Raw genomic sequence first — 12807 nt, 5'->3', positions numbered from 1 at the left:
CATGCTCCCCCGCACCACCACCCGCCCCGGCGACACAACGGACCGCAGGCCGGACGGGCCCGCCGCCCGCCCGACCCGACCGCGCCACCGCCGCGCCCTGACGGCGGCAGGACTGGCCGCCGTACTCCTGCTCGCGCTGCCCGTCACCGACTCGGTCGCCCGCGACCTGGCGGAGAAGCGGCTCGCGGACCGGATCAGTGCGCGGCAGGCGAACCTCGCGGGACGCCCCGACGTCTCCATCGAGGGGGTGCCCTTCCTCCTGCAGGCCGCCCGCGAGCGCTATCCCGAGGTGCGGGTGCGGGCCGACGCGACGACCGACCGGGGCACCCCGGTCACGGCCGACATCACCTTCGACGACGTCTCCCGCGAGGGCGACGGCTACCGGGCGGACTCGGCCTCGGCCCGCTTCACCGCCCCGTACTCCTCGCTGGCCGACGGAACGGACGGCACCCGGATCTCCGACGCCGGCAACGGCCAACTGCTCATCAGCCGCAGCGTGCTGGGGGCGCCCGTGGTGCTCACGGCGGGGCTCGAACTCCACGACGGCGTCCTCTCCCTGCGTCCGACGGCCGCCTCGGTGGCGGGCCGGGCCCTGGATCCGGCCAGCCCACTCATCGCCCAGGCGCTCGCCCGGCAGACCCGGACCCTGCCCGAACTGCCCCTCGGCTTGCGCCCCTCGGGGGTGTCGGTGGGCGCGGACGGCGTGACCGTCACCGCGCGGGCCGAGAAGGTCAGCGCCGTCTGAGCCGTCCGCCGGCGGCGCTCAGCCCCGCGGGCCGTCCGCCGCCGCCAGCAGGTTCAGCACGGTGGCCTCCATCGCCGCGCGCGCTTCCTGCGGACTCTTGCCACCGGAGCGCCAGTGGTTCCAGACCCCCCAGGTGGTAACGGCGTCCAGGCCGTCGAGGAGTTCGGCCGCCCGGCTCTCGTCCAGGCGGCCGAGTTCCTCCGCGAAGATCTCGGCGACACGGCGCCGGGCCTCCGCGAACGCCTCGTCGGTGACCTGCTGGATGCGCGGCGAGGGATGGTCGATCCGCATCAGGGTCAGCCGTGCCGGGGTGATCCACTCCAGGATCCGCGCCCGCTGTTCGGCGAGCGCCGCCACCCGGGCCCGGCGGGGCCCGGTATCCGGCAGCGGCCTGATCTGCTCGGCCAGTTGCTCAAGCCGACGGGTGATGGCGAGGTCGACCAGTTCGGACATGTCGGCGAAGTGGTGGAAGACCAGCCGTCGGGAGACGCCCGCGCGCTCGGCGACGCGCTCGGCCGGGAACTCCACCGCTCCCTCGTCGAGCAGCGCGAGCAGGGCGTCCACGATGTTGTCCCGGGTGCGGCGTCCGCGCTCGGTCCGCCCGTCCACCCGGACCGGCACCGGGCCGGGTACCCGATCGTCCTCCTGCGCCACCGCAGCTCCCTCCGCCGTACGCCTCGACGGTATTTTCGCACCCCCGGCACGGCTCACGCGTACTTCGCGACGCCCGGATCCGCGGCGGGCGCTCCGGCGGCGAAGCGGTGGCGCATCCGGTGCAGACCGCGCCGGGTGTGGCTCTTGACCGTGCCGAGCGGCATGCCGGTGCGCTCGGCGATCTGGGTCTGGGTGAGGTCCCCGTAGAAGGCCATGGCCAGTACCTCCCGCTGCGGGCGGGGCAGTCTCGCGAGTTCGCCGGTGACGATCAGCCGGTCCAGGACCGCTTCGGGGCCCTCCGCCGGCTCGTCCGCCGGCGGCAGGGCGGCACCGGCCGCGCTGACCAGGTCGAGGCGCCGGGTGCGCTCCGTGAGCGCGTCGGCGATCTTGCGCCGGGTGATGCCGACGAGCCAGCCGGGGAAGGCGCCGCGCTCGGGCCGGTAGCCGGCCCGACCGCGCCACGCGGCCAGGAAGACCTGCTGGCTGACGTCCTCGGCCTCGCGGGGATCCCCGAGCGTGCGGGCCGCGAGGGTCTGGACGAGGCCGCCCCAACGGCGGTACGCGGCGGCCAGGCACTTCTCGTCGCCGCGCACGAAGCCCTCGGCGACCTCGTGGTCGAGGAGGCGCTCCCCGGTCGCGGGGGACGGCTGGGCGGTGGCGCTCAGGACGGTCATGGCGGCTGCTCCTCGAGCCGGGACCGGAACGGGCCGGTCGGCGGGCGGGTGCCCCGCCCCGTGGTGCGCCGGGGCGGGGCCCCTCCAGATTCCGGCCCGTGCACGCTTCCGCACCACTCGCATCGTTTGTGCGTCGCATCATGGACCCATGACGGATTCCGCACACGGCATGACCACGGGGGCGGTGGCCCGCCGGCTGGGGGTCGCCCCCACGACCCTGCGCACCTGGGACCGGCGCTACGGCATCGGCCCGGCGGCCCGGGAGGACGGCAGGCACCGGCGGTGGACCCCCGAGGACGTCGCCGTCCTGCACGAGATGTGCCGGCTGACCTCGTCGGGCATCCCGCCCGCGGAAGCCGCGCGGGCCGCGCTCGCCGGGCCGGCCCGCACGGCGGCCGACCTGCCCGCCGCGACCGCCCCGCCCCCCGGCCCCGAGCACCTCCCCCGACCGGCCCGCCGGCCCGGTTCGGGCAACGGCCTGCCGCTGGGCGCCGTACGGCAGGAGTGCCGCGGGCTGGGCCGCGCCGCAGTACGCCTCGACGCCCGGACCGTGGACGACGTGCTGGAAACGGTGATCGCCCAATACGGCCTGGTCACCGCCTGGGAAGAAGTGATGGCGCCGACCCTGCACGCCGTGGGCCGCAAATGGGAGACCTCGGGAGACCGGTACGTCGAGGTCGAGCACCTGCTGTCCTGGCACGTGTCGAGCGCGCTGCGCCGCGCCGCCGGGACCCCGCCCTTGGGTGGCCCGGCGGCGACGGACCGACCTCCGGTGCTGCTCGCGTGCGTGCCGGGCGAGCAGCACACCCTCGCGCTGGAGGCGCTGGCCGCGGGCCTGGCCGGGCTCGGCCTGCCCGCCCTGATGTTCGGGGCCGCCGTGCCGCCCGGGGCGCTCGACCAGGCCGTGCGCCGGACGGGCCCCGCCGCGGTCGTGCTGTGGTCCCAGGCCCGGTCCACCGCCGACCATCCGCTGGCCCGGCACCTCGCCGAGGTCGCGTGGGGCGTCAAGGGCGCCCGCGCCCGGCCGGCCGTGCTGCCTGTGGGCCCGGGCTGGGCCGGTCAGCCCCTCGCCGCGGGCACGCTGCGTCCCCGGGGGTTGCGGGAGGCCCTGGCCGTGCTGCGCGGGCTCTGCGACACGGCGGCGGGCGCGGACACGGGACGGCCCGCCGCCGCGGGTCAGTCCTGACCCCGGGCCCTGCGGAAGCGGGCCAGCCCCTCGGGGAGCGCGATCAGCGGATCGGGATAGCCGTCGAACCGGGCCCGGTCGGACCCGGCCGCCTTCCACGGCTCGTGGATCTCGGGCCCCGTCAGTGAGGCGAGTTCGGGCACCCACCGGCGCACGTAGGTGCCCTCGGGGTCGTAGCGCTTGCCCTGGATCACCGGGTTGAGGACCCGGTTGGGGCGGCTGTCGGTGCCGGTACCGGCCATCCACTGCCAGTTGAGCTGGTTGTTGGCGACGTCCCCGTCGACCAGCAGGTCCAGGAAGTGGCGGGCGCCGGCGCGCCAGTCGATGTAGAGCGTCTTGGTCAGGAACGAGGCGGTGAGCAGCCGGCCGCGGCCGGGCATCCAGCCCTCGTGCGCCAGTTGCCGCATGGCCGCGTCGACGACGGGATAGCCGGTGCGGCCCTCGCGCCACGCCCGCAGGTCGGCCTCGGCCTCCGGGCCGCGGCGCCAACGGTCCGAGCGGCTGCGGTAGTCGGCGTCGGCGACCGCGGGACGGGCGGCGAGCAGTTGGTGGTGGAAGTCGCGCCAGCACAGCTGCCGTACGAAGGCCTCGGCGCCCGATCCGCCCCGGGCCCGGGCGCGGTGGACGGCCTCGGCCGCCGACAGCGCGCCGAAGTGGAGGTACGGGGAGAGTCGGGACGTGGCGTCGGCGGCGAGGTCGTCATGTCCTTCCTCGTAGGCGTCGGCGTACTGGTCGAGCCAGTACGCGAGCCGCTTGCGGGCCTCCTCCTCGCCACCGGCGGCCAGGCCCGCGGAGACGGCTCCGGCGGCCGGGCGCGCGGGAAGCTCCTCGGACCGGATGCCGGGCGGGACCCGGACCACGCGCGGGGCCGCGAGGGGCGGGCGCAGCCGCTCCCCGGACCAACGTCTGAAGTACGGGGTGAAGACGGCGAAATGATCGGAACCGCTCGGCGTCACGGCGCCGGCCGGCAGGGCGGTGACGACCCCGTCGTGGACGTACAGGCGCCGTCCGTCGGCCTCAAGGGCCCGGCGCAGCCGCTGTTCGCGCCGCAGGGCGAAGGCGCTGCATCCGGCGGCCATGTGCACCTCGTCGGCTTCGACCTCCCGGACGACGGCGCACACCGCGTCGACGGGGTCGCCCGAGCGGACGACGAGCCGGCCGCCCCGCCGGCGCAGTCCCTGGTCGAGGTCGGCGAGGCAGTCCGCGAGGAAGGCGAGACGGTTCGGCGCGGCGAAACCGGCGCGATCCACCGCAGGGTCCCGGACGAAGAGCGGGACGGTCTCGTTGCGCGGCCCCAGCGCGGCGCGCAGCGGCGGGTGGTCGTGGACCCGCAGATCCGAGGTGAAGAGGACGACCGAGGCGTTCATGCCTGTGCTCCCCGGGTGGGGCCGCCGGCCGCCGCGGCGGCTCCGGCCGGCTGCGCCGACGGGTTCGGTCCGGCCGCCGTCTCCGCCGTGCGCGCGATGTTGCGGGCCATGCCGCCGAAGACGAGGGCGTGGAAGGGCGAGACGCTCCACCAGTAGGCGTGGCCGGCCAGGCCGCGCGGGTGGAACAGCGCCCGCTGCCGGTACCGTGTGCGGCCCTCGCCGTCGTGCTCGGCATACATCTCCAGCCAGGCGAGGCCGGGGAGCCGCATCTCGGCACGGAGTCTGAGCAGCCGCCCGCGCTCGATCTCCTCCACCCGCCAGAAGTCGAGGGAGTCGCCGATCCGCAGCAGCGCGGCGTCACGCCGGCCCCGGCGCAGTCCGACTCCGCCGACGAGGCGGTCGAGCCAGCCGCGGACCGCCCAGGCGAGCGGGAAGGAGTACCAGCCGTTCTCGCCGCCGATCCCCTCGACGACCCGCCACAGCGCCTGGGGCGGGGCGTCGACGGTCCGCTCGCGGACGTCGGTGTAGAGGCTGCCGCCGGCCCAGTGGGGGTCGGTGGGCAGCGGATCGCTCGGCGCGCCGGGCACGGCGGCGGAGGACCAGCGGGTGACGACCTGGGCATCGCGGACTCTCTGGAGGGCCAGCGAGAGCGCCGCGTCGAAGGGGATGGGGGCGCCGGGGGGATCGGGCACCCAGTCCGCGATGTCGTGCTCGTGGCAGACGACCTCGTACTTGAGGGACTCCGCGAGGGGGCGGGCGATGGACCGGGGCACGGGGGTGACCAGGCCGACCCAGTGGCTGGACAGGCGCGGGGTGAGGACCGGGACGGGGAAGATCAGCCGCTTGGGCAGCCCGTCGACGGCGGCGTAGCGGCGCATCATGTCGAGGTAGGTGAGGACCTCGGGGCCGCCGATGTCGAAGGCACGGCTGACATGGTCGGGCATCCCGGCGCTGCCGACCAGGTAGCGCAGCACGTCGCGGACGGCGATGGGCTGGATACGGGTGCGCACCCAGCTCGGGGTGACCATCACGGGGAGCCGCTCGGTGAGGTAGCGGAGCATCTCGAAGGACGCCGAGCCCGAGCCGATGATGACGGCGGCGCGCAGGACGGTGGTGGGGACTCCGGAGCCGAGGAGGATGCGGCCGACCTCGGCACGGGAGCGCAGGTGGGGCGAGAGGTCGCGTTCGGGGACGCTGCGCGGGGTGAGTCCGCCCAGGTAGACGATGCGGCGCACGCCGGCGGCGCGGGCCTGTTCGGCGAAGGTACGCGCGGCCAGGCGGTCGGTCTCCTCGAAGTCGCGCCCGGTGCCCAGGGCGTGCACGAGGTAGTAGGCGACGTCGACGCCCTCCAAGGCGGGCGCGAGCGACGCGGCGTCGGTGACGTCGCCGCGGACGGTCTCCGCCTGTCCGGCCCAGGGGTGGTCGCGCAGCTTCGCGGGAGTGCGGGCGAGGCACCTGACACGGTGTCCGGCCTTGATCAGCTCGGGGACGAGCCGACCGCCGATATAGCCGGTGGCGCCGGTGACCAGGCACAGCGAGCCGGTGTTCCGGGCCGGGTGCCCTTGTGTGTCGGTCATGGAGGTGCTCCGTTCCGCCGTCGACCGGGGTGGTTCACCCATGTATTCCGCGATCGCGGGCGGGATGGATGCAGGTGTCCGCCGGATGGCCCTCCCCGCTGCGTGCGGGACGCCGCCCGGCCGGGCCGGCCAGCCGCTTGCGGACCGCGTCGTTCCCGACGCCGGCCCCGCCGCACGCGGGCCCGTGCGGGCCCCGTCCGGGCCGGCCGGGCCGAACACGGCAGGTGCCGCCGCCGGCATCCCCCGGCCTGCGGCGTCGGCTCTGGTGGGAAACCTCTGGGCGCCGGCGAAGGCCCAGGGGGCCTCGGCACACGAGCTGAGAGGGAAGGCCCATCACCCCACGGATCGGCCGCTGCGGTGTTTCTGGCCGGATTCGGCGCACTGTTCGGCTTCTGGGTTGCCACTCCGGCCGTCCCGGGGCGGTCTGGGCTGTTCGACTACCTGAGCTCGACATGGGGGGACGGGCTCGCTCTGCCGATCATGACGGGAGCGCTGGTCCTCGCGATTCGGCTGCGGCCGAGGGCTCCGCGGGAACGGTTCTTGGTCCTTGGGGCAGGGGTGCTCGGCAGCCTGCTCGGTTCTTGGACCCAAGTGCAGTGGCTGCGCGACGACGCGCCGGTGCTGAACTGGACACTTCCCCGACCGCATCACTTCAACGCGGCCGGCTGGTATCACGCGGCTTTTCTGATCGCGATGTCCGGCGTGGTCGCGGCTCTCTGGGCCTGGGGCCTGATGCGGACGGCCCATGCCCCAGACGCCTCGGACCGTCGTCGCGCTGCCGGAATCTCCTGGGGGGTAGCACTGGCAGCGGGCGTTTCCTTCGTGGTTCTCCTTGCCGCCGACGCCTGCTCGGTTCGATTTGCGCAACGGTCATCGGCGGCGTGATCGGCACCCTTGTCGTCGACGGACTCCGCTACCTGATCGGCTGACCTGTGGCCCGGGAACCCGGTCAGGATCACACAGCGCAATCCGTCCACCGGCCTCGTCCCACCAAGGACGGGGCCCTTCTCGACGACGCACCGGGTCGGCGGATCGAACTCGCACTCGCAAGGTGGCCGCTGCCGGGACGCTCGACACGCCCCCTTCGCCGGAAGGCGTCAGCGTGCGAGGGGGAGGCCCCGGCACGGCACGGATGAACGTCCCCAGGGGCCTGCGTCAGCCGCCCCGCGCCACCGGACCGGCCCGCCTCCTGACGGCTGGCGAGACGGCCGACCTCGCCGGGTTCGCCCTCCTGGCTGCGCATGCGGGGCCACCGTCGGGCCGGGGCTGCGGCTACGGGCGGCGCAGGGCCTCCTGGGAGGCCACGTACTTCACCATCAGTCGGGCGAATTCGAGGCGGTCACGCTCGCTCCAGTCGGCGGTGACGTACTCGTACGCCGAACGCTGGTGGCGGCGGAAACGGGCCATCAGCTCCTCACCCCCGGGGCTGAGGTGCAGGACCGTGCGGCGGCCGTCGCGCTGGGAGGCGGCGCGGACCAAGTAGCCGGCGGAGATGCAGTCGGAGACCATACGGCTGGCCACCGAGGGGTCGACGCCCAGGTGGGAGCCGACGGCGCCGACGGTGACTTCGTGGGTGCCGCCCCGCGCGATCTCCAGGACGACATTGAGGACGAGGGTCCGACTGAGGTCCTTCGCGGAGATCGGGTCCTCGACCTCCAGGAGCGAGGAGCGGCGCAGCTTGCCGAAGGCGGGACCCACGGCGTTGAGCAGTTCTTCGGCCACGGCGGCCTCCACGGCCGTCTCCGCCTCGTGATTCTTCATGGCCGCCATCGTATCTACGTGACCCCCGACAGGTATGTGTTGACATGAAAGCGTGTGCATGTCAGCATGCATATGCGTGACTTCAATGACATTGTGAGCGGAGCCTCCCATGACCCTCCTCATCACCGGTGCCCGCGGCAGGATCGGCCGGGGCGTCATCACCCGCCTGCACGACGCCGGCCACGCCGTCCGCGCCGCCAGCGCCCGTCCCGCCGAAGCGGCCGTCCCGGCCGGCGTCGAGACCTGCGCACTCCCCCTCGACCGGCCGGAGAGGTTCTCGACCGCCCTGGAGGGCATCCGCCGGATCTTCCTCTACCCGGAGCCCGCCGGTGTCCACGAGCTGGTCAAGGCCGCAGAGGCCGCCGGCGTCGAACACGTCGTGCTGCTGTCCTCGTCGTCGGTGCTCGGCCCCGACGCAGAAACCGACCCCCTCGCGAGCCACAGCCACGAGGTCGAGCACGCTCTCGCCGGCTCCTCCCTGACCTGCACCTTCCTGCGCCCTGACGCCTTCGCGAGCAACTCCTTGGGGTGGGCACGCCCCATCAGCCGTTCCCTGCCGGTCCAACTCGCCTACCCGGACGCGCACATCGCGCCCATCCACCCCGAGGACATCGCCGACATCGCCTTCGAGGCCCTCACCGGCGATTCCCTCGCCGGCCGCTCGGTCACCCTCACCGGACCCGAGTCGCTCACCTTCCGCACGCAGCTCGCCGTCCTCTCCGAGGCCATCGGCCGAGCGATCCCGGTCGAGCGCATATCCCGCGAGGCCGCCGAGCGGCAGATGGCGGCTTTCCTGCCCGCACCGGTGGTCAGCTCGCTGCTCGACCTGTGGTCCGCCGCGCGCCACGGCCCGGCCGCCGTCGCCGATACCACCGAGACCCTCCTCGGCCGCCCCGCCCGTACCTATGCGCAGTGGGCCTCTGAGAACACCCGCGCATTCACCGGGTCCTGATGCGGCCCGGTCGCCCCGAGGGCCCCGGCCTCCGACTGCGGTCGCCCTGGCAGTCCTCGTCTGCCGCACCCTCATACGCCTGCTGCACCGTCCGGCCCACGACCTTCACCACTGATCCCGCCGACTCCGAGGAGGAAGGGCATGGAGCCCATCGGCTACTGGCTCAACCGGACCGACCAGGCCCTCACGGCCGCCATGAACGCGCTGCTGGCCGACTGCGGCCTGACCCGGCTCGCCTGGCAGGTGCTCAACGTCGTCGAAGACGCCCCCCGGTCCACTGACGAGGCCGTGCGGACCGTGCTTGCGGCCAACGCCGGCACCGAAGCCCTCACCACCACCATCGAAGCCCTGCTCTCGGGCGGCTGGATGATGCGCACGGAGCCGGGCCGGCTCGCTCTCACCGACGAAGGCCACGCCCGGCTCACCGACGTCGGTCTGCGCGTGGGTGATTTCCGCGAGCGGTCGATCGCCGGCATATCCCCGGAGGAGTACCGGGCCGCCGTCAGCGTCCTGGAGCGGATGACGCGCAACGTGGAACAGGCGTAGGGGTTCACCTCCGGCCGGAGCGGGAGGCCGCCGACCGGATGGGCGGGCGTAGCCGTATTCCAACGGTCCGACCGCCGGTCCGCTGCCCGTGGGTCCCGAGCCCCCGGTGTGCACCTTGATTCTCCCCACGGCCTGACGTCGCCGGCAGCGTCACGCTGGTGCTCGCGGGCCCGGCCCGTCTCGGTGCCGCGCGCCAGGAGGCGGCCGTCCGGGCCGAAGGCAGCGCCGCTGATCCCGCGACCGTACCCGCGCACGATCCGGTCGAACCGGCCGGTCGCCCCGACTGATGGCCGAAGCCCCGCACGCGTCAGGCGTCGGCGGCCGTCAGCAGCCGGGCGCGCAGCTGCTGCGCGGTACGGTCCGGGAGGCCCACACGGTCCGTGAGGTAACCGCGCACCGAGCCGTGCCGGGTCCGAAGGTCCGCCGGCACCAGCTCCATGACCACCGGCGGGGCACGGCCGTACTCGGCCACATCATGACCCGGTCGGGATTGGCGGCCCGCCCGTCCGCAGTGAGGCGTTCGGCGGCCAGCTCAGTGAGCGCGAAATCGTCGAGGATCTGCTCCTCGGGGACACCGAGGAGCATGAGGACGAACGCGGCGAGTGGTGCCCGCGGCGCCGGTGTGGCGGGCGTCGCGGGCACGGCCGGATCGGCGGGACACACATCCGGTCACCATGACCGGAAGGGTTCACCACCCCGCGACGCCCGGCCACGACACTAGCGGGCGGCCGGCACCGCTGCCTCGCGCCGTTCCGCCGGGAGGCCAAAGGCCTGGGCCAGCAGCTCGTAGGAGCGGCGCCGGTCTGCCGGGTCCGCCGTCAGGGTGTTCACGATCAGCTCGTCCACTCCGTGGGCGGCGGCGAGACCCGTCAGCACGGCGTGCACCTGCTCGGGCGCTCCGGAGACGAGGGCCGTGCGGTGCACCTTGGCCCGTTCCAGCTCCGCTCCCGTCCAGCGGTGGCGCCGCACGGTCTCGTACGACGGCAGCGGGGCGTCCTGCCCGAGGTCCTTGCGGGCACGCCACAACAGCAGGCTCTGGGCCAGCTCCTCGGCACGGCCTGCGCTGTCGGCCGTGACCACGCGCACCGCGAGGGCGCCGCCGCCGGGCCGGCCCGTGGCCCTGCGGTACTGGGAGCGGTAGTCGTCGAACGCCTCCTCGCCGCCCGTCGGGGAGAAGAAGTGCCCGAAGGCGAACTCGGTGCCCAACAGGCCGGCCAGCCGCGCCGACTCGCGTCCCGCGCCCAGCAGCCACATCTGCGGCGGAACCGGCGGGTGCGGTACGACACCGCCCGCGCCGAGCAGTCTGCTCAGTTCGGCGAGCCGCTGCGGGAAGTCCCGTGCGGGACCGCCGGCCCGGCCGATGCCGAGGTCGACGCGTCCCGGGTGGAGGGAGGCGAGCACACCGAAGACCTCGGCGACCTTGGCCGGGTCGTAGCGGGGCAGCAGCACCCCTCCGGTGCCGATGCGCATGCGCGAGGTGCGGGCGAGCAGGGCTCCCGCGAGGATCTCGGGGGCGCTGCTCGCGAAGCCCGGGGAGCCGTGGTGCTCGGCGGCCCAGTAGCGCGTGTACCCGAGGTCCTCGGCGGCGCGGGCCAGGTCCACGGAGGCGCGCAGCGCCTGGTCCGGGGTGTGGTCCTCGCCGACGGGGGTCTGGTCCAGTACGGACAGTCGCGGCTTCGTCATGGCGGACGCCCTTTCGGTTCAGTGCTGGTGTGCGGGAAGGCCGGTGGCGCCCGCCACGGTCGCGGGGACGATCCTGAAGTCCCGTTCGAAGACGAGGTTGTGGAGGTCCGCGGCGGCGATGGCGCGCATCGTGGGGAGTTCGGCGGCGGCCTGCTCCTCGTCGAAGACGTTCAGCGGCCACTCGGAGACCGTGGCGCCGCGCAGGTGCGGGTGGTGGAAGCCCGCGCCGTAGTGGGCGTAGAGGGTGACCGGCGGGATGTCCGCGGTCGACTGCTCGTCCCACCACAGGGTCCAGGCATGGAAGAGGCTTCCGTCCTCCGCCCGCTGGACACCGCTGGCATCGACCACGCCCTGGCCGAGGAGGAGTTCGTCGTTGAGTTCGGTGAGTGCCCTGCGGGCGTACGGGTCGAGGAGCCGGGCGGCCGTGCGGAAGTGCTCCTCCTTGTCCGGGCGGGTGACGGCGCCGCCGTGGTGGCCGTCCCGGAGGTCGGCGAAATGCCTGAGCAGGGCATCGAGGTTGGGGCTGTCGGGGTTCATGTCGGCTCCAGGTAGGGGGGTTGGCGTAGGGACGGGAGGCGCGTGAGCGCCTCAGGCACGGGGAACGGCCGGTGTGGTGAGCAGGCGCAGGGCGCCGCCCAGCCAGCCACGCAGGGACGCCGTCTCGGATGCGGCGCCCGTGGCGCGGCCGGGCTGGAGGAACGCCCCGTGGCCGGTCTGTCCGAACTCCCGCAGGGTGACCTCCACTCCGGCCGTGTGCAGCAGGCGGGCGTAGCGGTGCACGTCGTCACTGACGGGGTCGAGGTCGCCGGTGGCCAGGACGGCTCGTGCCACGCCGCGCAGGTCGGCCGCCTCGAAGGGGGTGCTGTAGAGGCGGGTGCCGTCGGCGGCGTCGGGCCGGCCCGGGTCCCGGTAGTCCCGCCAGGCCGCCTTCAGGTAGGAGGCGGTGGGGAACATGTCGGGGAAGCGGTGGTACGAGGCCGCCGTGCAGCCGGGGTCCAGCGGCGGATAGGCGAGCAGTTGGGCGGCGAGCGGGAGGGTCCGGTCACGGCAGGCGAGGGCGGCACAGGCGGCGAGGGTCGCTCCCGCGCTGTCTCCGCCGACCGCGACGGGCACGAGCTCCCCGGCCTGTTCACCCGCCTGTTCCCGCGCCTGCCTCCGGGCCCAGGCGAGCGCCGCCAGTACGTCCTCGACCATGGCCGGGTGGCGTACCTCGGGGACCAGCCGGTAGTCGATGCTGGCGACGGCGAAGCCCGAGGTCCGGGCGAGGTCGGCGGTGGGGCCGTGCCAGTCCTGGGCGGAGCCTGCGCGCCAGCTGCCGCCGTGGGCCCAGACCAGCCAGCCCTGTGGTGCGGACGACGCAGGCCGGTACACCCGGGCGGGGACGGGGCCGGACGGGGAGGGAATACTCGCGTGTTCCCAGCGGACCTGGGCACGGCTCTGTCCGGGGGCCGAGTGGGTGGGTGTTGCCATCGGGGTTCCTTCCCTCCGTGCCTGGGGCCAACGTTCGCCGCCTCGGCAGGTCTGTCACAAGGCGGAGTTGCCTTAGTTGCCGGTCTGCTTGGCCCGCAGGAAGAGGACGGTGGTGAGGATGCCGAGGACGACGATCGCGGTGTTGACCACGACCGCGGTCGTGATCCCCGCATGAATGTCGGTATTCGCCGC

Annotated in this window: 14 protein-coding genes; 5 read left to right on the top strand and 9 right to left on the bottom strand. The window is 74.2% G+C overall.

The window, feature by feature from the left end:
- Nucleotide 1 precedes the first annotated feature (1 nt).
- The gene (locus ACFW2G_RS27945) at nt 2–745 is read left to right on the top strand and encodes a DUF2993 domain-containing protein (RefSeq protein ID WP_384455115.1); all 744 of its coding nucleotides are present in this window, start codon (nt 2–4) and stop codon (nt 743–745) included.
- 18 nt (nt 746–763) lie between these two features.
- On the opposite strand, the gene ACFW2G_RS27940 is transcribed toward ACFW2G_RS27945, so the two are convergent.
- Nucleotides 764–1399, bottom strand: coding sequence for a TetR/AcrR family transcriptional regulator (locus ACFW2G_RS27940; protein ID WP_384583707.1), 636 nt, complete (start codon nt 1397–1399; stop codon nt 764–766).
- A gap of 53 nt (nt 1400–1452) precedes the next feature.
- On the bottom strand, nt 1453–2073 hold the full coding sequence (locus ACFW2G_RS27935) for a sigma-70 family RNA polymerase sigma factor (protein WP_384455109.1): 621 nt from the start codon (nt 2071–2073) through the stop codon (nt 1453–1455).
- 148 nt (nt 2074–2221) lie between these two features.
- Between ACFW2G_RS27935 and ACFW2G_RS27930 the strand changes: the two genes are divergently transcribed.
- Nucleotides 2222–3259 carry a MerR family transcriptional regulator gene (locus ACFW2G_RS27930; protein ID WP_052031306.1) on the top strand — a complete coding sequence of 346 codons (1038 nt, stop codon included), beginning with the start codon at nt 2222–2224 and terminating at the stop codon, nt 3257–3259.
- Here ACFW2G_RS27930 and ACFW2G_RS27925 read toward each other — a convergent pair.
- Nucleotides 3250–4626, bottom strand: a complete 1377-nt coding sequence (locus tag ACFW2G_RS27925) for a cryptochrome/photolyase family protein (RefSeq protein ID WP_384583710.1) — start codon at nt 4624–4626, stop codon at nt 3250–3252. The two genes, ACFW2G_RS27930 and ACFW2G_RS27925, sit on opposite strands and share 10 nt — an antisense overlap.
- On the bottom strand, nt 4623–6203 hold the full coding sequence (locus tag ACFW2G_RS27920; RefSeq protein ID WP_384455102.1) for an SDR family oxidoreductase: 1581 nt from the start codon (nt 6201–6203) through the stop codon (nt 4623–4625). Before ACFW2G_RS27920 ends, ACFW2G_RS27925 begins: the two co-directional genes overlap by 4 nt.
- Nucleotides 6204–6560: 357 nt before the next feature.
- Here ACFW2G_RS27920 and ACFW2G_RS27915 point away from each other — a divergent pair, with 357 nt between their 5' ends.
- Nucleotides 6561–7088, top strand: coding sequence for a hypothetical protein (locus ACFW2G_RS27915; protein ID WP_384583713.1), 528 nt, complete (start codon nt 6561–6563; stop codon nt 7086–7088).
- 387 nt (nt 7089–7475) lie between these two features.
- Here the strand turns inward: ACFW2G_RS27915 and ACFW2G_RS27910 are convergent, their stop codons facing one another.
- Nucleotides 7476–7964, bottom strand: a complete 489-nt coding sequence (locus tag ACFW2G_RS27910) for a MarR family winged helix-turn-helix transcriptional regulator (protein WP_384455099.1) — start codon at nt 7962–7964, stop codon at nt 7476–7478.
- A gap of 109 nt (nt 7965–8073) precedes the next feature.
- On the opposite strand from ACFW2G_RS27910, the gene ACFW2G_RS27905 reads away from it, so the two are divergent.
- Both ACFW2G_RS27905 and ACFW2G_RS27900 read left to right on the top strand, forming a co-directional pair.
- Nucleotides 8074–8916 carry an NAD(P)H-binding protein gene (locus tag ACFW2G_RS27905; RefSeq protein WP_384583716.1) on the top strand — a complete coding sequence of 281 codons (843 nt, stop codon included), beginning with the start codon at nt 8074–8076 and terminating at the stop codon, nt 8914–8916.
- A gap of 141 nt (nt 8917–9057) precedes the next feature.
- Nucleotides 9058–9462 carry a MarR family winged helix-turn-helix transcriptional regulator gene (locus ACFW2G_RS27900; RefSeq protein ID WP_037928950.1) on the top strand — a complete coding sequence of 135 codons (405 nt, stop codon included), beginning with the start codon at nt 9058–9060 and terminating at the stop codon, nt 9460–9462.
- Between the two features lie 307 nt (nt 9463–9769).
- On the opposite strand, the gene ACFW2G_RS27895 is transcribed toward ACFW2G_RS27900, so the two are convergent.
- From ACFW2G_RS27895 to ACFW2G_RS27880, 4 genes are all read right to left on the bottom strand, one after another.
- Nucleotides 9770–9934, bottom strand: a complete 165-nt coding sequence (locus ACFW2G_RS27895) for a tyrosine-protein phosphatase (RefSeq protein WP_384455090.1) — start codon at nt 9932–9934, stop codon at nt 9770–9772.
- Between the two features lie 245 nt (nt 9935–10179).
- Nucleotides 10180–11145, bottom strand: a complete 966-nt coding sequence (locus ACFW2G_RS27890) for an MsnO8 family LLM class oxidoreductase (protein ID WP_384583719.1) — start codon at nt 11143–11145, stop codon at nt 10180–10182.
- Nucleotides 11146–11163: 18 nt separating this feature from the next.
- Nucleotides 11164–11682, bottom strand: coding sequence for a hypothetical protein (locus ACFW2G_RS27885; protein WP_384455952.1), 519 nt, complete (start codon nt 11680–11682; stop codon nt 11164–11166).
- Nucleotides 11683–11733: 51 nt separating this feature from the next.
- Entirely contained in the window at nt 11734–12615 is an 882-nt protein-coding gene (locus tag ACFW2G_RS27880; RefSeq protein ID WP_384583722.1) for an alpha/beta hydrolase, read from the bottom strand.
- Nucleotides 12616–12807: the final 192 nt, after the last annotated feature.

Origin of the sequence: Streptomyces sp. NPDC058880, assembly GCF_042742535.1 — a bacterium.
In the GTDB taxonomy this organism is placed as follows: domain Bacteria; phylum Actinomycetota; class Actinomycetes; order Streptomycetales; family Streptomycetaceae; genus Streptomyces.
Note: the sequence above shows the minus strand (reverse complement) of the source record. Positions and strands in the feature narration are given on the sequence as shown.